25 protein-coding genes are annotated in these 20529 nt (G+C 43.2%); 7 read left to right on the top strand and 18 right to left on the bottom strand.

What is annotated here, in order from left to right:
- Nucleotides 1-283: 283 nt before the first annotated feature.
- The 3 genes from J7E38_RS00385 to gpr all read right to left on the bottom strand — a co-directional run bounded on the left by J7E38_RS00385 (nt 284) and on the right by gpr (nt 3060).
- Complete coding sequence (locus J7E38_RS00385) at nt 284-616, bottom strand: YqxA family protein (protein ID WP_214704591.1); 333 nt, start codon at nt 614-616, stop codon at nt 284-286.
- Nucleotides 617-635: 19 nt separating this feature from the next.
- Nucleotides 636-1841 carry a stage II sporulation protein P gene (gene spoIIP / locus J7E38_RS00380; protein WP_214704592.1) on the bottom strand — a complete coding sequence of 402 codons (1206 nt, stop codon included), beginning with the start codon at nt 1839-1841 and terminating at the stop codon, nt 636-638.
- Nucleotides 1842-1935: 94 nt separating this feature from the next.
- Nucleotides 1936-3060, bottom strand: a complete 1125-nt coding sequence (gpr, locus tag J7E38_RS00375) for a GPR endopeptidase (protein WP_214704593.1) — start codon at nt 3058-3060, stop codon at nt 1936-1938.
- A 222-nt stretch (nt 3061-3282) separates the two neighbouring features.
- On the opposite strand from gpr, the gene rpsT reads away from it, so the two are divergent.
- Nucleotides 3283-3543, top strand: a complete 261-nt coding sequence (rpsT, locus tag J7E38_RS00370; protein WP_214704594.1) for a 30S ribosomal protein S20 — start codon at nt 3283-3285, stop codon at nt 3541-3543.
- 71 nt (nt 3544-3614) lie between these two features.
- Here the strand turns inward: rpsT and holA are convergent, their stop codons facing one another.
- Nucleotides 3615-4634 (bottom strand): DNA polymerase III subunit delta, encoded by a 1020-nt coding sequence (gene holA / locus J7E38_RS00365; protein WP_214704595.1) that lies wholly within the window; start codon nt 4632-4634, stop codon nt 3615-3617.
- A gap of 322 nt (nt 4635-4956) precedes the next feature.
- Between holA and J7E38_RS00360 the strand changes: the two genes are divergently transcribed.
- Nucleotides 4957-5091: a YqzM family protein gene (locus J7E38_RS00360; RefSeq protein WP_023627242.1), complete on the top strand. Its 135-nt coding sequence runs from the start codon at nt 4957-4959 to the stop codon at nt 5089-5091.
- A 107-nt stretch (nt 5092-5198) separates the two neighbouring features.
- Here the strand turns inward: J7E38_RS00360 and J7E38_RS00355 are convergent, their stop codons facing one another.
- The 3 genes from J7E38_RS00355 to J7E38_RS00345 form a co-directional block, all read right to left on the bottom strand.
- Entirely contained in the window at nt 5199-7538 is a 2340-nt protein-coding gene (locus tag J7E38_RS00355; RefSeq protein WP_214704596.1) for a DNA internalization-related competence protein ComEC/Rec2, read from the bottom strand.
- Nucleotides 7539-7559: 21 nt separating this feature from the next.
- Nucleotides 7560-7970, bottom strand: coding sequence for a deoxycytidylate deaminase (locus tag J7E38_RS00350; protein WP_214704597.1), 411 nt, complete (start codon nt 7968-7970; stop codon nt 7560-7562).
- Nucleotides 7971-8063: 93 nt separating this feature from the next.
- Entirely contained in the window at nt 8064-8669 is a 606-nt protein-coding gene (locus J7E38_RS00345) for a helix-hairpin-helix domain-containing protein (protein WP_214704598.1), read from the bottom strand.
- Nucleotides 8670-8758: 89 nt separating this feature from the next.
- Between J7E38_RS00345 and comER the strand changes: the two genes are divergently transcribed.
- On the top strand, nt 8759-9580 hold the full coding sequence (gene comER / locus J7E38_RS00340; RefSeq protein WP_214704599.1) for a late competence protein ComER: 822 nt from the start codon (nt 8759-8761) through the stop codon (nt 9578-9580).
- 108 nt (nt 9581-9688) lie between these two features.
- Here comER and J7E38_RS00335 read toward each other — a convergent pair whose 3' ends face one another.
- From J7E38_RS00335 to J7E38_RS00300, 8 genes are read right to left on the bottom strand one after another with little or no spacing between them, the layout of a single operon-like run.
- Nucleotides 9689-10435 carry a class I SAM-dependent DNA methyltransferase gene (locus J7E38_RS00335; RefSeq protein ID WP_214704600.1) on the bottom strand — a complete coding sequence of 249 codons (747 nt, stop codon included), beginning with the start codon at nt 10433-10435 and terminating at the stop codon, nt 9689-9691.
- A complete protein-coding gene (gene rsfS, locus J7E38_RS00330) occupies nt 10436-10789 on the bottom strand; it encodes a ribosome silencing factor (RefSeq protein ID WP_144476136.1) in 354 nt (117 codons plus the stop codon). It lies immediately after the preceding gene.
- A 4-nt stretch (nt 10790-10793) separates the two neighbouring features.
- Entirely contained in the window at nt 10794-11360 is a 567-nt protein-coding gene (gene yqeK, locus J7E38_RS00325; RefSeq protein ID WP_214704601.1) for a bis(5'-nucleosyl)-tetraphosphatase (symmetrical) YqeK, read from the bottom strand.
- The gene (locus tag J7E38_RS00320; protein ID WP_214704602.1) at nt 11350-11919 is read right to left on the bottom strand and encodes a nicotinate-nucleotide adenylyltransferase; all 570 of its coding nucleotides are present in this window, start codon (nt 11917-11919) and stop codon (nt 11350-11352) included. Before J7E38_RS00320 ends, yqeK begins: the two co-directional genes overlap by 11 nt.
- 19 nt (nt 11920-11938) lie before the next feature.
- Nucleotides 11939-12232: a ribosome assembly RNA-binding protein YhbY gene (gene yhbY, locus J7E38_RS00315; protein ID WP_214704603.1), complete on the bottom strand. Its 294-nt coding sequence runs from the start codon at nt 12230-12232 to the stop codon at nt 11939-11941.
- A gap of 3 nt (nt 12233-12235) precedes the next feature.
- Nucleotides 12236-13066: a shikimate dehydrogenase gene (gene aroE, locus J7E38_RS00310; protein WP_214704604.1), complete on the bottom strand. Its 831-nt coding sequence runs from the start codon at nt 13064-13066 to the stop codon at nt 12236-12238.
- 55 nt (nt 13067-13121) lie between these two features.
- Nucleotides 13122-14225: a ribosome biogenesis GTPase YqeH gene (gene yqeH, locus J7E38_RS00305; RefSeq protein ID WP_214704605.1), complete on the bottom strand. Its 1104-nt coding sequence runs from the start codon at nt 14223-14225 to the stop codon at nt 13122-13124.
- Between the two features lie 3 nt (nt 14226-14228).
- Nucleotides 14229-14744 (bottom strand): YqeG family HAD IIIA-type phosphatase, encoded by a 516-nt coding sequence (locus J7E38_RS00300; RefSeq protein WP_214704606.1) that lies wholly within the window; start codon nt 14742-14744, stop codon nt 14229-14231.
- A 427-nt stretch (nt 14745-15171) separates the two neighbouring features.
- Here J7E38_RS00300 and J7E38_RS00295 point away from each other — a divergent pair, with 427 nt between their 5' ends.
- Nucleotides 15172-15312, top strand: a complete 141-nt coding sequence (locus tag J7E38_RS00295) for a sporulation histidine kinase inhibitor Sda (RefSeq protein ID WP_079510333.1) — start codon at nt 15172-15174, stop codon at nt 15310-15312.
- An 88-nt stretch (nt 15313-15400) separates the two neighbouring features.
- Here the strand turns inward: J7E38_RS00295 and J7E38_RS00290 are convergent, their stop codons facing one another.
- Nucleotides 15401-16189 carry a phosphatidylserine decarboxylase gene (locus tag J7E38_RS00290; protein WP_214704608.1) on the bottom strand — a complete coding sequence of 263 codons (789 nt, stop codon included), beginning with the start codon at nt 16187-16189 and terminating at the stop codon, nt 15401-15403.
- A gap of 303 nt (nt 16190-16492) precedes the next feature.
- Here J7E38_RS00290 and pssA point away from each other — a divergent pair, with 303 nt between their 5' ends.
- Nucleotides 16493-17032 (top strand): CDP-diacylglycerol--serine O-phosphatidyltransferase, encoded by a 540-nt coding sequence (gene pssA, locus J7E38_RS00285; RefSeq protein ID WP_214704609.1) that lies wholly within the window; start codon nt 16493-16495, stop codon nt 17030-17032.
- A 113-nt stretch (nt 17033-17145) separates the two neighbouring features.
- On the opposite strand, the gene J7E38_RS00280 is transcribed toward pssA, so the two are convergent.
- Nucleotides 17146-18924: a M3 family oligoendopeptidase gene (locus J7E38_RS00280; protein ID WP_214704610.1), complete on the bottom strand. Its 1779-nt coding sequence runs from the start codon at nt 18922-18924 to the stop codon at nt 17146-17148.
- 153 nt (nt 18925-19077) lie between these two features.
- Nucleotides 19078-19224: a hypothetical protein gene (locus tag J7E38_RS00275; RefSeq protein WP_186326744.1), complete on the bottom strand. Its 147-nt coding sequence runs from the start codon at nt 19222-19224 to the stop codon at nt 19078-19080.
- Nucleotides 19225-19410: 186 nt separating this feature from the next.
- On the opposite strand from J7E38_RS00275, the gene J7E38_RS00270 reads away from it, so the two are divergent.
- Together J7E38_RS00270 and J7E38_RS00265 are read left to right on the top strand one after the other, a co-directional pair.
- A complete protein-coding gene (locus J7E38_RS00270) occupies nt 19411-20082 on the top strand; it encodes a response regulator transcription factor (protein WP_214704611.1) in 672 nt (223 codons plus the stop codon).
- Between the two features lie 78 nt (nt 20083-20160).
- Nucleotides 20161-20517 (top strand): group I truncated hemoglobin, encoded by a 357-nt coding sequence (locus tag J7E38_RS00265; RefSeq protein WP_214704612.1) that lies wholly within the window; start codon nt 20161-20163, stop codon nt 20515-20517.
- Nucleotides 20518-20529 lie beyond the last annotated feature (12 nt).

Genomic DNA, 20529 nt, shown 5'->3' with positions numbered 1-20529 from the left:
TTCCCAGTATCTGGTGTTTTGACGTTCCAATACGCTCTATTGGTTACACTGTTTCCCAGTATCTGGTGTTTTGGTGTTCCAATACGCTCTATTGGTTACACAGGTTCCCAGTTTCTGGAGTTTCAGGGTTCCAATACGCTCTATTGGTTACACCATTTTCCAATATCGGGTGTTTCTAAGTTCCAATACAACCTATTGGCGTCGACATTCACCAGTAACTGGTATTTCATCGTTCCAATACGCCACACAAAAGAAAAAACAGCGGCACCAAGCCGCTGTCCTCCTACTTCCCGGTAATCAATTCTACTGTTTTCTCCATGACAAACGATACCCCGTCTGCCAGCTTTTTTCCGATTGATGAAAAGAGGTTGAATGCTTTCATTTCTTCTAGCTTTTTCCGCTTTTGTTCGAGGTCATGGCTGGAGATGTCGTTGCCCAGGATTGCGGTTTCGAAGCTTCCACTTTCGTTTTCTTTTACACTGAAGGCACTTTTGAATTCTGGGTCTTCGTAGCCTTTCATTTTATGGATGCCTTCGTTTGCCTGCTGCATGCCGAACAATACGGATATGAACATTAAAGAAGCGAGCATCAAGCTTTTTAGCATGAACATTTTCATCTCGATCACCTGATTAAAATTATTTCTTGTCTGGAGGCTGTTGGACTTGGGCATCTACTTTTTCTGCCTGCCAGTAGAATTCGCTGAATACATCTGCGAGTGCATCCGCTGACCTGTTCAGTTCCTCGAATGTATTATCGACTCCTCCGAACTCGATCAACAATGCATTCCCTGAAAGGTCCTGGTTGAATTTCCCGTTTGTTGATGCACCTTTTTTCTCGATGACACCCCTGCTGAGTCCCTTGCCATACTTCTTATCAAGGAGATTATGCAGTTCGCGTGCGAGTGCCAGGTTTTTCTCATAATTCGCATTTTCCCCGCCAATGACAAATGCAAGTTTGGCATAGGATTTCCCGTTGATTTGAATGGTTGTTTTGTCTTTGCGGTAACCATCCCGATGGATATCGATGAAGTATTGCAGATTCCGGTCTCCTGCCATGGCCGCTTCAACAACCGGGCGTGCTTCCTGATAGGCTTTTCCAAATCCAAGCCCTTTCTTGTTCAGGTTCCCCATGACATCGGTTTTATCAACCGTCGTTCCAATTCCCCGCTGTTCAAGACCTGACTTCAGATGATCACCTATTCTGGTCACGTTCACCTGTGAATGATACGCCTGATTTGGATCGGTTACACCCTTAAGGTATGGAAGATACGATTCTCTTGTATGGGTAAAATAAATGTATACCGCTTTGCGATTGCCGGTTGACAATGGTGGAGCTGCCGCCCCTCCTTGCGAAGCACCTGGCAAATCTTCGGTATTTTGCAAGGCTGCCTCCTGCTCCGCCTTCAACACATCAAGCGGAGGAGCAGATTCCATCGGCATATTCGTATAATTGGTTCCCTCACCCGCAACTAAAATTTTTCCATCGAAAAGCGAGAAACCTGGCAATTCTCTTCCCAGCAAGCTTCTTGGATCATCCAGATTGATATTGGTAGTAAGCTTGAACATGACATTCGTCAGCTTCGGAGCCTCATATTCGCCTGGGAGTGCCTGAAGGAACTGATGGTTCTCCCACCCCATCAGACTGAACAGCAGCTGGCCGTTCAGGTTGGTTGCAGCCTGGTTGACGGAATCAGAGGAAATCCGCAGCTCCGGCCTCAGTGTTGTCATGGCCCCGCTTATCGAAAAAATCCCAATGAGAAAGAATACAAATGCTAGTGCGGCTTTTACAACTTGAGTCCCCTGGACAGCTACAATTATTCCGGATCGTTTATTAAGTCTCATTGTTCCACCTCTCTCATGCAAGTCTAGTAAATGTTATGACTCTGCTAGAGAAGATAGAACCAGGATTCTAATCGTAATCATTTTGAAATAAAACCTAATGTGTATACATACCGGTGTTATCCTTGTCGATGCTGGAATGCAGTGCAGAATTAAGACCGCTGGCAATCAAATTCGCCATATCATCAATGAAGACATCTACTTCCTTTGGAGTGACCATCAGGTTGTGGCCTAACGGAGACAGAACTTCATAAATCAGCTTCCTTTTTTCTTCATCCTCCAGTGTTCCGATCATTCCCATGAATGTTTGGCGTTGTTCTGCTTCAGGCAAGTCTTCGTCCGTCAGCTTCCTTCTCTTGCCAAAACTCATCCCCGCCGGCACGAGTGACCTCGAAGGCTTGTTTCCTTCCCTCATTTCCTTTCCGAAATGTTTCAATATAAAATCAATCGTGTCACTTGTAATCGATACAGCATCGACGACTGTCGGCACTCCGATCGCAATGACCGGGATCCCGAGTGTTTCTTTGCTGAGCTCCTTCCTTTTATTGCCTACTCCGGAGCCTGGATGTATTCCCGTATCGGATATCTGGATTGTCGAATTCACTCTTTCAATCGAGCGTGACGCGAGGGCATCGATGGCAATCACAAAGTCAGGCTTCGTCTTTTCGACTACTCCAAAAATAATATCCGATGTCTCGATCCCCGTTAATCCCATCACACCAGGAGAAAGTGCACTGACTGAGCGGTACCCCTCCTCGACAGACTCAGGCTGCAGTTCGAATAGATGCTTGGTCACCAGCAAATTTTCACACACGAGTGGTCCGAGGGCATCAGGGGTCACATTCCAGTTCCCAAGGCCAACCACAAGACAGGAAGCATCCTTTTTAATCCCGGATTGTTTGATAAACTGGGCAAATTCATTGGCGAAGACTTTTTCTACTTTTCCTTGCAGCTCGGTATCCTGCTGGCGGATGCCGACAACCTCGATTGTCAAATACTGCCCCTGTTTTTTCCCAAGGCTCTTCTCTCCCTCGGCGGTTACCTCAACGAGAGAAATCTTTATATCATTTTCCTCTTTTTCTTTTATGATGACGCCTTCAATCTGCGAGAGATTCTCCTCGGTATGGACGGTTGCCGCCTGGTCTGCCAGCACCATCTCCCTCGCTTCCACAGCCAGGTCAGTCCTGATTGAATACATGCTCAAGTCGATTGGTTCCTTCATGGTCGCATTCCTCCCAAACAGTTTGGCTGCTAAACAGCATACTATTGCCTATCTTTTCCTTTTATATCAAAAAACATTCACGCTGCTCTGGACATAAATTAAAGCAGAGTATTGCATTATTTACCCCTGTTTGATAAAATATCATTTGTTCTTAATAAATAAGAAATGTACTGGAAATGTCGAGTTCCATAAAATCTCGATGCTTTTTAGGAGGTGAACGGAATGCCAAACATTAAGTCTGCAATTAAACGTGTAAAAACAAGTGAAGAGAGCAGAGCTCACAACATTACTGTTAAATCAACTATGCGTACAGCAGTTAAAAAAGCTGAATCAGCAATCGTGAACAACGATACTGAAGCAAAAGCTTCTTACGCTCAAGCAGCAAGCAAGCTTGATAAAGCAGCAGCTAAAGGTCTTATCCATAAAAATGCAGCTGCCCGCAAAAAAGCCCGTCTTATGAAAAAATTGAACGCTAACGGCTAATTTTTTTCATACTGCTAATAAAAAAACGACCTGTCAGGGTCGTTTTTTTATTTTGTCCTCTATGTAGTAGTTTACCTGCCTTTGATCTGGAACAGGATCATTTCAATCAGCATTTCTTTTTTCATACCGCCAGTTTTCATTTGATAGTCAGCGTCTGCAAGAAGCTTTATGATCCTTGTCAATTCTTCATCCGAAAAGGCCCCTGCTTGTCCTGCAGCAAGTTTTACCCTGAACGGATGGATTTTCAGCGTCCCAGCTATTTGCTGCTGGCCATATCCTTTCCGTGCCAGCTCCTTTACCTGGTAAATCAGCCTGAATTGGCCTGTAATCACCGCAAGGATTTTAATTGGCTCCTCATTTTGCTTTAAGAGATCATAATAAATTCTTAAGGCAGCCTCTACATTCCGGTGGACAACCTTGTCAACCAGAGAGAAAATATTTTGCTCCAAGGACCTTGCAGTCAGACGGTCCACAATATCCTTGCTGATCGGCTGGTTATCACCCGCATAAAGTGCCAGTTTATCGATTTCAGATGTGAGCATGAATAAGTTCGTCCCAGCAAGTGTCAGTAATAATTCAATCGCATCATTTTCTATAACGGACCCATGTAACTCTGCACGCTCTTTTACCCAGGCTTTAATTTCGTGCTCATTCAGCTTCTTGGCTTCTACAACTGTTGCTCTCCGCTTTAACTCCTTGGTTATTTTTTTGCGCTCATCCAATTTTTCGTATGGCGCAGAAAATACGACGATGGAGTACGGAGCAGGCTGTGAAAGGTAATCCTCCAGTTTGGCAAGATTATGTTCAATCATTCCTTTTGACTTTTCAGACGTCAAAAACATGGGATTCTGCAGGATGACCAATCGCTTTTCTCCCATGAACGGAAAGGTTTCAGCATCTTCCAATGCTGCCTCGATGGGCGTTTCCTCAAGATCGTATACCGAGAAATTGAAATCTTTTTCTTCTTCATCCAAAACATTATCGACAAGCAGCTGTTTCGTTTCGTTTATTAGGAATGCTTCTGTCCCATACAATAAGTAGACAGGATCCACCTGTTTTTTGTTTATTTTTTTCCAAATGTCCAATACCACTATTTTCCGCTCCGTTCAATCCAGTTTTCCCATATGTCTATCGTAAAGAAGCTTGGACATTTTGACAAGCATTCTAAGGGAATTGGCCTCCTACTATCTCGGCCAATTCCCCTATCTATATTGAACGCTGCTGTATAAGGCCTAGGATACTTATATGGCAGCGGTGCATCTAAGTTAAGATTATTTTAGCCCCAAGCGGGAAAAGTATTTGTGTCAACTCTTGGTACATTGCAACATGCAATGTTAGAAGCCGCAAAGAGAAGACTGGATTTTTTAAATTGAATCGCTTATACTATTATAGAATTAATAGGGGGGATTGACTGTGAATCAATTCGAAGAGAATGTCCAAAGCAATCGCAATGACGCTGTTGACTCAGGTGTTGGATTCATCGTTTCTTTTGGATTCTTTGCAACAATGTTCATTATTGCGACAGTCGTGCAGTTAATCGGGAGTTAATCACGGCTACATAGGATAAAGTTATGGAGACTGCATTTTTGGATGCAGTCTCTTTTCGTTTTTCATGTGATTATAAGGGGAGAGACGCGTTTGCTCTTTGTTCTATACTATGGCAATTGCTTCGCAAAGGTTCCTGAATTGCTTTTGAAGTTGTAAATGATGGCACCATCTTCATCCGTCCGGTAAATAACCACCCCAGCTTCCTCCAACCTTTGAAGCACTTCCTTGCCTGGATGGCCATACCGGTTCTTTCTTCCGACCGATATGATACCATATTCCGGTTTTGTCCATTCCAGAAAGCCTTCCGAACTGGAATATTTACTGCCGTGGTGGCCGACCTTCAACACATCGATGTCGAGCCCCTTAATGGTCTGCTCCATCAATCTCTCCCCCTCCAAACCAAGATCTCCAGTGAAAAGCCACTTTTTCCCGCCAATATTCGCAAGCAAAACAATGGAACCGTCATTTCGTTCGACTGGAGTCTGATTTGGATTAAGAATCAGGAAATCTCCGCCACCCGAACTCCACCCTGTGCCAATTTTAGCTTCATGGATTTCTGTCCCCTTCTTGCGCGCAACATCAATTATCCTTTTTTCCAACTCGGATTGATCAGGGACTCGCGGAATAATCAGCTGTTTGACATCCATCTCATCAAATAATGCCGCAGCTCCCCCAATATGGTCAGCATCCCCGTGCGTCAAAATCAATTTATCCAGACTCCTGATTCCTTCGCTTTTCAAAAATGGCACCACGATTTTTTTGCCTGGATCATACTGGCTTCTTCCCTGCTGCCAATCCTCCTTTGCAAAAGGGATGACACCACCCGTATCAATAAGATAATTCCCCTGGTTATGCGGCAGCCTGATGAAAATGCTATCACCCTGTCCAACATCCAAAAATACGATTTTTCCATATGGGTTGAGATAAGGCCATAAAATTTGCATGAATAGAGGCAGGATAGGAAGTGCAAAAATCCATAAGGGTGGTTTTGACTTCCTTATAACAAATCCTTCCCACTTGTAAAAGAAAATCAAAATCAAAAGGATGTTCAAAATCAGGAGAATCGGCTCCAGCCTACCAATCACGAGGGTCGTTATCGGAAGCTCGGAAAGACTGACTGCAAGAAGATTGACATTGTGTATCAGTTTTTCCAGAAAGCCTAAATAAAACGAAGGCGGTGATCCCAAAAGGAAACTAATATAGGATAACAGCAAAAGTGGAAGCAATCCAAATGAGAAAAGAGGAACAAAAAGAAGATTGGCGAGAATGGATATGACAGAGACTTCATGGAAGGACGAAATGATAATCGGCAGACTAGAGGCTTGAGCGACCAAGGATGCTGCAGCAGTTTGCCCGGCAAACGATGTGAGGGATTTCAGTATGACCGGGGCCGAAAGAATCAAAGAGAAACTGACACTATATGAGAGCTGGAAACCTGTATCGTAAATGATGCCTGGCTGTAATAACGCCATAATCATAAAAGCTGTTGATATGGCATCCAACGGATTCAACTGGGCCGAAAAGCGTTTTGAACCAATCAATAGGAGAAGCAAGGCAGCGGCCCGGACGACAGGCGGTGCAAGTCCGGTCATGATTGCGTACAAAGGCAGGAAGACCATCAACATCATCTCCGTTTTTTCCTTTGTCACGCCAAGCCTGATACTAATGAAATAGAGCATTCCGGTAAGCAGTCCTACATGCAATCCTGAGATCGCCAATAAATGAACGATTCCTATTTTCTGGTAGGATCGTTCTGTTTCGGGATTGAATAAATCTCTTTCACCAAAAATCAGTGCTGCCATAAGCGCTGATGTCTCATCAAGAAAGATCTTATTGATTCTTAGCACTTCTTCTTGCCTGAAGCCTCTAAGCAGAGTCAAGATACTTTTCGACTTTTTTTGGCAGGTATCCAAGGATACCATGTCGGCTTCAAGAATCCAGGATATTTTGTCTCGTTCAAGGAATTTTTTGTAGTCAAAAGCATTTGGGTTAGTGGCAGGAGACGGGCTAGAGAGGACTCCAGAGGCAGAACAAGCAGTTCCCGGGATGAGAAGATTCTGGATGATTTCTTTTTCGGCAATGGTTTTGATTCTGTATTTGATGATAAGTTTTTCATTGGCAGGCATTGATCTGCTATAAGCATAAAGCAAATCACCATCCACCTTGATTTCATCATCAAATAAAACAAGGAAGTTTTTTTCGCTGCCCGTATACACTGTTTCAAAACCATCAAAGTATCCGGCAGCTGAAAATACAGCGTAACAGCCAGTCATAAGTACGAGGAGCGATGCCGGGAGTTTCTTTACTTTATATAACAAGAAGAGCACGAGCAAAAACAACGCCCCGTAAAGAAGTGGACTCTCTTTCATTGTCAGTAAGCCCAGCAGGGAAACAGCTGCAAAGTATAACAGCCGCCCTCTGATGGGTGCAATCCGTATAAACTTCATGTCTTTAATCCTTTAAATTTTTTAAGGCAAATGGACAACCTCTACATCCCTTAGGAAGAGCTCATTGTATTTGTTAGGATACGCAGATTTATATACAATCCTGGCAATCCCTGATTGCGCAAGGGTCTTGGAGCACTTTTCGCAAGGCTCATGGGTGACGAACGCCGTTGCCCCTTTTAATAGTCCTCTATCCGCATGGAGGACCGCATTTTCCTCTGCATGCAACGTCCTGATGCATCGCCCCTGTTCATTAATCAGGCAGCCAACATCCTCACAATGGTCATGACCGTGAATCGATCCATTATAACCGGTCGAAACGATATGCTTGTCCTTGACAATCACACATCCGACATGCAGCCTTGGGCAGGTAGAACGTGTGCCGACTTCTTCGGCAATATCCAAAAAATATTCATCCCAACTCTTTCGTTCCATGATGTAATCCCCCTTAAAACCTCAGTTTTATGACAACTTTTTTATATCCTCCATTTTAAGTCTTTGGCTGACAGAGTTCAATTTCAACGGCAGCTATTTCACCGAAATCAGGTCCTTTAATTTTTCAAATGTTTTTTCTCCAATCCCGCTGATTTCCTTTAAATCCTCGATTGTTTTAAACGGCCCGCTCGTTTCGCGGTACTCGATAATCGCTTCAGCCTTGGCCGGACCGATTCCCGGCAAGGTCTGAAGATCGGCTGATTGAGCAGAATTCAGGTCCAGCTTTCCCTTTGTCCCCTCCCCGGCATTCTGTACTGGTAAAGATGAAGGAGCTTCTTCTCCGATGCGCGGCACATAAATTGACATTTCATCCTGGACATACATGGCAAAATTAATTGCGGCCGCGTCTGCCTCATTTTCTAGCCCTCCAGCCATCTCAATCAAGTCAATCACCCTTCCCCCCTCTTTCACCTCATATACACCTGGATGGGTGACGGCTCCTTTAATATCTGCCATCATGATGATTTCTTTTTCCTCCACTTCCACCTTTTCCTCAGTTTCCAGTTCTGTAACCAGCTCTACGGCTCCGGCATTTCCTTCGGTCAATTCATCTTCTTTATCAAAAGATGAATAAAGAAAAAATAACAAAGCCGCAATTCCTGCAATAACAAAGATTTTGTTTTCCTTGATCCATTCCAAGCAGCATCAACACCTTTCTTCTCTGGCATAAAATAAAAATGAAAATCATATGGATATAGGAGAATAAATGTACGAAGGAGGGAAGGGTTATGAAAATAGGGATAATAGGCACAGGGAATATGGGGAGAATTCTCGCCGAAGCTCTCATTGATGGGAATGCCGTTTCCCCTTCTTCAATGATGATTACGAACAGGACCTTATCAAAAGCTTTAGAGATAAAAAAAATATATCCAGGCTTAACCATTGGAAAGAATGCAGTAGAAGTAGCTGAAAAAGCCGATGCCATTTTTGTATGTGTGAAGCCTCATAATGTTTTGGGAGTCCTAGAAACCATCACTCCTGTGCTTACGAAGGAAAAATGTGTAATCTCCATAACAAGCCCAATCAGTGTCGAACAAATTGAAAGCAAAGTGGATTGTTCTGTCATGAGGATCATTCCAAGCATTACAAGCAGAGCGCTTGCCGGTGTATCGCTTTTCTCGTTTGGCAAACGGTGCACCACGGAATGGCGGGAAGCTCTGTTTACTCTTTTTAAAAAGGTATCTGTCCCGCTGGAAATAGAGGAGAACATTACAAGGGTAGCATCTGATATAGTCAGTTGCGGCCCAGCTTTCTTCAGTCACCTTGTCCAGAGCTTTATCAATGGAGCGGTTAAAGAAACGGAAATTGATCAGGAAACTGCCACTAAACTATCAAGCGAGATGTTAATTGGTTTAGGGGAACTTTTGAGTCAAAAACATTATACATTACAAACTTTGCAGGAAAAGGTTTGCGTGAAAGGCGGCATTACTGGAGAAGGAATCAAGGTACTGGATCGTGAAACGGGAGATATGTTTGAAAAAGTGTTCAGGGCGACACATAAAAAATACGCAACAGAATTGGAAAGCATTAAGGAACAATTCGGTCCTTAAAAGTTTTCTCCATACAACTCGATAATCCTTCCTTAAAATTATGACAAAAATGGTACAAAAAAAGCTCCCGTGTGAATCGGGAGCTTTTTTAATGTGTATAAAACCCTTTTATGATTTAATCATAGCAAAAAATAAACGCTCAGTTGTGGAATCAGGAGCATTGAGTGAATAATCACCGGTGATTTCAATATTCTCAAAGCCTGCCTGCTTCAGCAAATCTGCATATATGGCTTCAGGATATGTACGCTGGTAATGCACTTCATCGACACGATCGTATTTTCCGGTTTTTTCGTCGAGTACAAAAAAAGTCAGTTCATGTTCAACACTATGCGTGGCATCTCCCTTGAAGCTGTTCCAGATATACGTGATTTCCTCGTCATCCCATGTAAATGTCGCGTCCGCAAAAATATGGTCCATCTTATAAATAGAATGGACATCGAAAATAAACAAGCCGCCCTGTTTCAATAGACTGTATACACCTTCAAAGGTCTTCTTGACTGCCTGTTCATCCTCCAAATAATTCAGGGAATCGCAAAAAATGCCGATGATATCAAACTCACCTAAATCTTCTAAATCGGTCATGTCCTGCTGGAAGAATTGGATAGGTACAGAAAGTGCCTGGACCTTCACCTGGGCAACTGAAAGCATATCGCCAGACAGGTCCGCGCCGGTCACCTCATAGCCTTTTTCTGCAAATCTGATAGAAAGCTCCCCGGTCCCGCACGCAAGGTCGAGAAGCCTCGTTCCATCCACTTGATATTTCCCTTTATACGCTTCGACGATTTTGACCCATTCATCATAAGGAACGTCCTGCATGAGTTCATCATACAAATAAGCGAATCGTTCGTAGGACACTTAATTCAGCTCACTTTGAACATTTTCGATTGGCGCGTCTCCCCAGAGACGTTCTAAATTGTAATAGCTTCTCTCTTCTTTGTGGAAGACATGGACAACCACATCGCCAATATCAATCAGGACCCATCTTGCTTCATCGAATCCTTCCATCCTTTTCAGGCCATATCCTTGCTCTTCTGCTTTTTCCCTGATTTCACGTGCAATTGCCTGTACCTGTTTGTCAGAATTACCATGGCAAATAATGAAATAGTCGGCAATCAGCGAGATGCCTTTCATATTCAAAACCATAATATCTTCTGCTCTTTTATCGTCTGCTGCTTTGACAGCTGTCATCAATAGTTGTCGATCGTTCATTCAATCACCCTCCTGAATTTTTTACAATGCTGTTGTATGCTTTAAATGTATCCGGAAATACCGGCTGGTTTTTCTTCATCAAAAATAGGATGGTATTTTTCATTGACTGGATCAGTGCAATGTCCAAATCCTTCTCTGCCATTTCCCTAACCTCATCCACCCCGGGAAAATGACGGCCTGGCTCAATATAATCAGCCAGATAAATAATTTTATCAAGGAGCGTCATTCCAACCCTGCCTGAAGTATGGAATCGAATGGCATCAAGGATTTCCCCGTCTTCTATGCCAGCTTCTTTTTCAGCAAGAAAGGCTCCTACCGGGGCATGCCAAAGCTCACTGTTGAACTCCAGCAGGATGGGCGGCATTTTTTGGTCAACGATAATCTGCCTCATTTCCTCTTTTGGCCGGAATTTGGCATAATCGTGGAAAATGGCAGCCAATTCTGCTTTTGTGAGGTCTGCGCCGTATTTTTCAGCGAGCCTGATGGCAGTCTCCATCACTCCAAGGGTATGCACATATCGATGCTCAGTCAGCTGCGGCTTCACAATCTCAAGTGCTTGTTCACGATCCATATAATCCATTCTCCTCTATATAAAGCCTCACAGATTCGGGCAGCAAATAGCGAATGCTTATGCCGTCCCTGACTCTCTCTCTGATCATGCTTGAAGAGATATCCATTTGTGGTGTATCTGCATACAGAATATCATATTCCGTTTCAGTCGTGTACGACGGCCTGCTGACCCCCACAAACTTTACCATCTCCAGCAGCTCATCTATTTTATGCCATTTTGGCAAGTACTCAACCATGTCGCCGCCAATAATGAAATGGAAATCAATTTCATTATTCTTAGCTTTTAATATTTTCATCGTTTCATACGTATAAGAAGGACCATTTCTCTCGAGTTCTGCTTTTTCCACCCTGAATTTCTGGTTGTCTGCAATAGCAAGCTCGAGCATCGCAAGCCTGTCTGAATTGCTGATAGGCATGTCGACTGATTTATGCGGCGGAACCTGATTGGGCATGAACCAAATTTCATCCAGCCCATAAGCATGAAGAACTTCATTCGCAATTACCAAATGCCCGGTGTGCGGCGGATTAAAGGTTCCGCCTAATATGCCAACCTTCATCAATCAGGCACCTCCCAGTTGTTTATCTCGGAAGAACGATTTGCTTATTCTCGCGTGATTCTTTATACAAAACAATTGTATTCCCGATCACCTGAACAAGCTCTGCTTTTGCTCCGCGTGAAAGCTGCTCTGCAACAGTATCCCTGTCCTCATCACAGTTCTGGAGGATGCTTACCTTGATCAACTCTCTCGCTTCAAGCACGTCCGCGATTTGCTGAATCATATTTTCATTTACCCCACCTTTGCCGACTTGAAAAATCGGATTCAGATGATGGGCTTTTGACCTTAAAAAACGTTTTTGCTTACCTGTTAACATGTGTTAACCTCCTAAATTTCTTAAAACATTGGCTCTCATTCTCTCGGTGTCCGGAAAAATCCCGGTCCATTTCTCGAAAGCAAGCGCTCCCTGGAGAACGAACATCCCGACGCCATTTTGGATTTTTGCTTCTTTTTTGGACGCTTCCCCCAAAAATTTTGTTTGCAGAGGATTATAAATGATATCACTGACGATTGCACCCCGTGAAATATTTTCAGGGGAAAGCGGCAACCCTCCTAAATCTGGTGACATTCCAATGGAAGTCGTCTGGATGATCAACTGATATTCATGCAGTGACTTTTCGGCTGTTTCCCTGTCAAGGACCTTTGACTGGACTTTGAAGGGACAGGAGCTGACCAATTCTTCAGCCTTCCCAGCTGTCCGGTTATATAGATCAATCCGCTGAATTCCAGCCTGGGCCATTGAAAAGTAGATCGCTCTTGAAGCACCACCTGCACCAATAATTAAAGCCGGCCTCGAATCAAGATCAGCATCCATTGATGCAAGTCCCTTGACGAAGCCAGGTCCATCTGTATTGTAGCCTGTCAAAATGCCATGTTCATTTTTGACCGTATTAACGGCTCCAATTGCTTCTGCTAAAGGATCGATTTGATCGAGATAGGCCATGATATCAGTTTTATGAGGGATTGTCACATTGAAGCCACTAACGCCCAATGCTTTCAACCCTTTTATGGCTGCCTCAAGATTTTCCTTGCTGACATGGAATGGCAGGTAGACTGCATCAATTCCATAAAAGCCAAATAGATCATTATGCATGGCAGGAGACATTGAATGTGCAATTGGATCACCGATGACGCCGAACATTTTCTTCATGATTCTCCCGCCCTTTCCTTCGTAGTTTGATTGCCGGATACCCGTAAATAATAGTTTAAATCAGGGACCTTCTCAGCATCACATGAACCCCTTTAGGTACATATGCCGCAATTTTTGCTCCAGCGTCATTGACTGTCACCCAGCCCAGCCCTGAAAAAACGACATCCGTTTTTGCTTCCTTAATCGTAAACTCATGGCGGACAAGTTCAGGGAATTCATCCATCTGCTCACGCCTTGGAGGAGTCAGTAATTCACCCGCATGATTCCTATACAGCTCATCCGCATTTTCCAGCTTTGTACGATGGATATTGATTTCATTCGGTACATAGCAGGAGAAAGACCTTTTGCCTCCAGCCAGATAATCAAACCGTGCCAGGCCGCCGAAAAATAATGTCTGTTGTTCGTTCAACTGGTACACCTTTGGCTTGATCTCTTTTTTCGGCGTAATGTATTTCAAATCACGCTTATCCACATAATGCGCCATCTGGTGATGGTTGATGATTCCCGGAGTATCGACGATCGCTTTGCCGTCCTCAAGCGGGATTTCGATCATATCAAGCGTTGTGCCCGGGAAATGTGAAGTAGTGATAACATCCCCTTCACCTGTCACTTCCTTGATGATTCGATTTATAAAAGTTGATTTCCCTACATTTGTGCAGCCTACAATATAGACATCTTTGCCATTCCGATATTCATCTATTGCCGCTGCAGCTTCCCTGATGTTATACCCTCTTGCCGCACTTACAAGAAAGACATCGATCGGATTCAGCCCAAGTTCCCTGGATTCCTTCTTCATCCAGTCAATCAGCTTACGCTGCTTGACCGATTTAGGCACCAGGTCAGCTTTATTTCCAATCAATAATACCGGGTTCTTCCCCGCGAATCTCTGGATTCCAGGAAGCCAGCTGCCATTGAAATCGAAAATATCGACGATCTTCACAATCAGGGCATCCCTGCTCCCTAGTTCATTCAATATTTTCAAGAAGTCATCATCGGTAAGACTTACATCCTGGATTTCATTATAGTTTTTCAGGCGGAAACATCTCTGGCAGACGATAGCCTCTTTTTCCAATGACGAAACAGGGGCATACCCTAGTTCTTCAGGATTTTCAGTTTGGATTTTCACACCACAGCCTGTACAGATTACTTGTTCACTCAAATCTTAGTCCTCCCAATTCAGCTTTCCTTGCTTCTTGAACCAATTCAAAATCCTTCTTTCCACTTTCCTGTTGAATCGAGTCACAAACCCATCTGTCTGGGCAACCGGAACAACGAGAATGGTGTGGAATCCGCTTCTATTGCCGCCAAGTACATCTGTCAGCAGCTGGTCGCCAATCACGACGGTTTCTTCTTTACGCAAGCCCATTTGCTTCAAAGCCTTATTGAACGCCCTGGTCATTGGCTTTCTCGCTTGAAAAATAAATGGGATTTGAAGCGGATCAGAGAATGCTCTTACTCTTTTCTCATTATTATTTGAAACAATCGTTATGAGTATTTCATTTCTTCTCATATTATCAAACCACTCGATCAGCTTTGGGGTAGCAGTCGGCCGATCCCATTCAACGAGGGTATTGTCCAAATCCGTTATGATTCCCTTGACTCCTTTTTCCTTCAGGCTATCAGGGTCGATTTCGAATATATTTTTCACATGCTGGTCAGGCAAAAAATGCTTTAGCAATTTTATAACACCTCATTAATTAAATTCCTATCATACCGTTAACATCATACCCAATTTTATCCTCGTATTCAAAACAAACATACAGATCTCACCGAATTAACAGCCGGTTCCTGATAAAGATTGACAAAAACAACCGATTTTCTGCTTTATGCGATAAATTTTCGAAGAATTACAAAAAACTTTTCGACAAAATCCAGCTATTTCCAACCCTGTGGATAACCTTATGCACAATATACACATTGATTCTATTACAAATTTCCCATTTATAAACAATTTAATCACAGGTTATCCACTGCTATTTGTGGATAATTAGAACAGTTGTTCTGAATGTTTCTATCTGCTAGAGTAAGGGTAGAAACGAAACAACTTACAATTATATGCAATTAAAATCTGATTTAGAAGATCCTTTTGGGGGTGAATGACTGAAATGCGCAAGCTATCGGACGAGCTGTTGATCGAATCCTATTTCAAAGCAAGAGAACTGAACCTTAGCTATGAGTTTATTCGTTTGATTGAAACGGAAATCCACCGGCGGTCATTATCTAACCGAATCAAAGTCTCTTCCTGACAGCCCCAAAAGGGCTCTTTTTTTTGCTTAGTTTGGCATAGATGCATAAACAAAATGAAAGACACAGATTAAACCTGTGCCTCGCTGGTTATCCTTGTCCATTCCTTGTACCGATTCTCTCGCCATATTTAATAGGATATGGCGCTGTGATGTTCGGCAGAAGATTCACTGTACCTTTTTCAAACAGAAGCACAACAGTCGAGCCGAAAGTAAAGTACGCCATTTGCTCGCCTTTTTCAAGGCTCGTTCCGGCGTGTGTGGTTTCAATCGAGTTAACGAACATGGCGCCAACCTTTATAACGGCCATCATGCCTGAATCATGCCTGATTTCAGTTATTTTACGGAAGTTCTTTGACAATGGATAATTCCCGTATTTCAACCCCATCTTGTTTACAGGGTAAGACTTCTTTCCCAATGTCCACTGATTGACAACGTTGCCTGCAACAGGGCTGTGAATTTGGTGGTAATGGCTTGGACTCAGGTAAAAAATCATATAGGTGCCTTGCTCATACCGTGTCATCGCTTCATCGTTACCGAGCATTTCCGAAATCGAATACACTTTTCCTTTTACTTTAATCGTTTTGTCAGCCTCGATTTCACCTATATCTTCTATCACTGAATCGACAGGACTGACAACTGACAAGGGCTCTTCATCCACTGTTCTTGATCCTGCTTTCAGGTTCCTGATGAAAAATTGATGCAGGCTCTCATACTCTTCTATCGATTTTTCCATTTCGTCCTGATTGATCTTATAGGTTTTGGCAAACGAAGGGACAATGATTTTGCTGCTTTTTGATTTTGCGAATTTATGCAGCATGGCAGAAGTCCATCTCCCATTCGTCAATTCGATAAGCAAGCGGTATATAGTTTGGAGCAATGAACATACCTCCGTTAAAATTATTGGGTTTTTGCTTTCTTTTGTCTTTGATGAATAAAATTAATTAAAAATTCCGTGAAATAGCAAAAAGAAATCTTTACGAAAGAGCATAATCAGCTTAGAATTATATATTATTATATAATAACCCAATGTGCTAGTTCCCTTTTCAATAAGGCTCTTTCTTTTTGAAACAATCATGAACGAATTGTTCTAAAGGCTCGAAGCAAATTTGAAATTGCCCCCGAATAATTTCGGAAAGCTGAACAATGCAGAAACTGTCTTCCAGTAAGAGGAGTGAATTAGATGTTTCTTCAGGATGTACTAGACTCAACTGTCAAAAAAGTAAAATCCCAGACTGCCAACGTATTGACATTGGCTAATCTTTCATTAGGCGGATTCGCAATCATCGTCGGCATGAAAGGCAATTTAAACTTAAGCCTTTTATTGATTTTCATTGCTGCCCTGGCAGACCGGTTTGATGGAATGGTTGCCAGAAAGCTTAATATTGAATCTGAACTTGGAAAGCAATTGGATTCCATGAGTGATATTATATCATTCGGTGTTGCTCCTGCACTATTAATCTATCAGGGAATTTTGTTCGAATTTGGCGCCCCGGGGGCCTTTTTCATTGTTTTTTATATAGGATGCGGCGCATTCCGCCTGGCTAGATTCAATATAACCGAGAATAATGGATACTTTACAGGATTGCCGATCACCGCAGCGGGAGTGCTGGCAACGCTTAGTTTCCTGGCCATCCCCCATATTCCCCCGCAATCATTCTTGTTCATTATGTTGTCACTCAGCTTACTGATGATCAGTCCTTTCAAGCTACGAAAAGTATAAAACCCAGCCTCAAAAGGGCTGGGTTTTCGTTTTTCATCAGCACAACTGCCTGATTCGGGCTAAATATACCACCAATTGCATGCTATGTGGCATTTATAGTTTGATACTATCGCCTATTCCGTCAAAGCCATAAATTCCTCTACATCATCCACGCACATGCGAACGGCTTTTTCCCAGAAATCCTTTTTCGTGAGATCGACGTTCAGGTGTTTCTGTGCCAATTCCTCGACTGTCATCGATGCCGAATCCTTCAAAAGGGCAATATACTTTTCTTCGTATCCATTGCCTTCCTCCAGGGCCATTGCATAAATGCCAAGGGAGAATAAATAACCGAAAGTGTATGGGAAGTTATAGAATGGCACTCCAGTTATAAAGAAATGCAGCTTGGACGCCCAGAACAGCGGGTGATACTCTTCGAGTGCCCCACCATACGCTTCTTCTTGTGCATTCTTCATCAATTCCCCTAATCTTTCCGGATTGACCACTCCTTGTTTGCGCTCTTCGTAGAACTTGGTTTCAAACAGGAACCTCGCATGAATATTCATCAAGAGTGCGACGGAACGCTGGACTTTATCCTCCAATAAACCAAGCTTCTCTTCCTTGGTCTGCGCGTTTTTGACGGAAGCGTCTGAAACAATCATTTCAGCAAATGTAGAAGCTGTTTCTGCTACATTCATCGCATAATTCCGGTTCAACAGATGCTGATCCCTCATTGCGTAGGTGTGGAAACCGTGTCCAAGTTCATGTGCCAATGTCGAGACATTGGATGGCGTACCAGAGTAGGTCATGAAGATCCTGGATTGGCTGCTCTCAGGAAAGAAGGTATGAAAGCCGCCAGGAGCCTTGCCGGGACGATCTTCAGCCTCGATCCAATTATCCTCAAATGCCATTTTCGCGAAATCGGCCATTTCTTTGCCAAATTGCGCAAAGTTATCGACTATAAAATCAGCTCCCTGCTGATAGGACATTTTCGATTCAGCACTCCCAATTGGCGCATCCAAATCAAACCAGCTCAGCTTTTCAAGTCCAAGGAGCCCCGCTTTTCGGTTCAGGAACCGGACAAACGGCTCTTTGTTGTCGGAAATAACCTCCCACATAGCATCAAGTGTTTCTTTCTTCATCCTGTTGATATCAAGCGGCTCCTTCAACACATCCTCCCAGCCCCGCAGCTTATAGACATTGAGACGGAAGCCAGCGAGATGATTGAGTGTCTTTGCGTAAAAATCCTCTTTCTCTCCCCAGGCTGTTTCCCATGCCGCGAAAACCTCTTTACGGACAGAACGGTCTGCATCTGACATCTTATTCGCTGCCTGGCCGACAGAGAGACTTTCCTCCTTATACTGGATTTTCGTATTTCCCACAAAAAGGTCATACATCTGGCCCCAGCCGTGGTAGCCGTCCACACTTAATGCATTTATAGCGGACTCCTCTTTTTCGGAAAGTTTTTCAGCCGCACGTTCCCGCCGCTCTGTAAGTACAAAACGGAGCTCCTTCAATTGTCCGTCCTGCAAAAGCTCATCCCAAACATCCTGAGAAAAGCTGGATAGCTTCTGTTCGAAAATAGTCAGTGCAGTTTGCAATGATGCACTGAGTTCGGTGACTGTTGCCTTCAATTGGCCAGCCTTCTTATCATCTGTGTTCTGTGCATGCAAACAACTAACAAATGCACCCGCCTGCCTTACTTTCTTCGCTGCTCCATCAAACAGATTTACGAGATTTGCCAGCCTTGAACTCTCGCTTGACTGATCTGCTGGCTCCCAGACCTCAACTTCCTTTTTAAACTTTTCGATTTGCTCGCCTGCTGCCTTTAGATGGTTTGCAAATTCCTGAGAACTGCTTCCCCCTTTAAAAAACACCTCAAGGTCCCAGACATCAGAATATGTATTTGTCATTTTTATTTCCCCCTTTATGTCTATTTTTTTATTATAATGTTATTTTTCTAAAATTTCTATTTTTTCCATTACCTAGTCCCTATTCAAAACGGGCTTCTCCAAGAAAAGACATATTAAAAGGTTTATCCCATCCAGGATAAACCTTTTATCTTTTTAACAAGTGAAATACCACCATCCTCCGAAAATAAGGACGATTACCAGCAAGATGATGAAGAGCGCAAACCATGCGCCACCCCCGCCGTAAAAGCCGGGATATCCTCCATAAGGAACTCCATATGGCGGATAATAACCGTAAGGCATACTTTCAACCTCCTTTTCTTTATCCTGTTATCAGGTTATGGGATTCTGTCCATTTTGGTTTGGGCTCTGGGGGAGCTTCCTGTTAAATTTGCAAATTAATCTGGGATTCGTCGGTGCGTGCACAATTTCTTCACTCATTTAGTGTAAGATGAAGATAATCATTATTTTCAAGGGGTAATTATTATAATGCCAACAATATTGCTAGTAGATAATGAAATAAGGATGCTTGACTTGCTTGCTCTTTATCTGGAGCCGGCCGGCCATAAATGCATCAAGAAGACATCCGCCAATGAAGCTATTGAATTCCTCGAGAATCATGGAGCTGACCTTGTTATACTCGATCTCATGATGCCCGAGATGGATGGCTGGGAGGCATGCGGCGTAATTCGGAAACACTGGGACATCCCGATTATCATGCTGAGCGCGAGGAGCGAAAAACCGGATATCGTCAAAGGTTTAAAAATCGGAGCAGATGACTATATCACCAAGCCTTTTGATGAAGAAGAACTTCTTGCAAGAATCGAAGCATTGCTGAGAAGACATTCTTCCAAAAGCCAAATGCTTACATTCAAAGGACTTAATCTTAATATGGATTCGTATGAAGTACAACATGACGGTATCCTGATTCCTCTGACACCAAAGGAGTTTTCATTATTAAGCCTTTTTTTGCAAAACAAAAATAAGGTTTTCACAAGGGAACATCTGATTTCAACAATATGGGGATATGGTGTCGCAACGGAAGACCGTACGATTGATTCACATGTAAGGAATCTGAGGGACAAGCTTCGCAAAGCTGGATTTGCCGCTGATGAATACCTCGCTACCGTCTGGGGAGTCGGCTATAAGTGGATTGAATAAGGAAAAAAGTTTCATTCATATTCTTATGGATAAAAAGAGATAATAAGCAAGTCATTCTCAAAAGGGAGGAATATTTGAATGGAAACTTTATACGACCGCCTTGGAGGACAAGATGCAATTACGAAAGTTGTTGATGTTTTTTACGAAAAGGTGCTTGCTGATGAAACGGTCAACCAGTTTTTCAAGGAAACAGACATGGAAAAACAGCGGCGTCACCAGTCTTTATTCATCAGCTGGGCATTGGGAGGACCGAACCAGTATTCCGGAAGAAGCATGGAGCTGGCGCACAAAGGCATGAACCTTAATGATGAACATTTTGGCGCGATCGCCAATCACCTTGCAGAAAGCCTAAGGGAATTCAATGTCTCGGAACAAGATATCGATGGGGTTCTCACAAAACTGACAGAAATGAAAAATGACATCCTTTATAAATAGAAAAAGAGAAGG

It is taken from the genome of Bacillus sp. ISL-35 (assembly GCF_018613355.1).
In the GTDB taxonomy this organism is placed as follows: domain Bacteria; phylum Bacillota; class Bacilli; order Bacillales; family Cytobacillaceae; genus Mesobacillus.
This window is presented reverse-complemented; position numbering and strand designations above follow the sequence as displayed.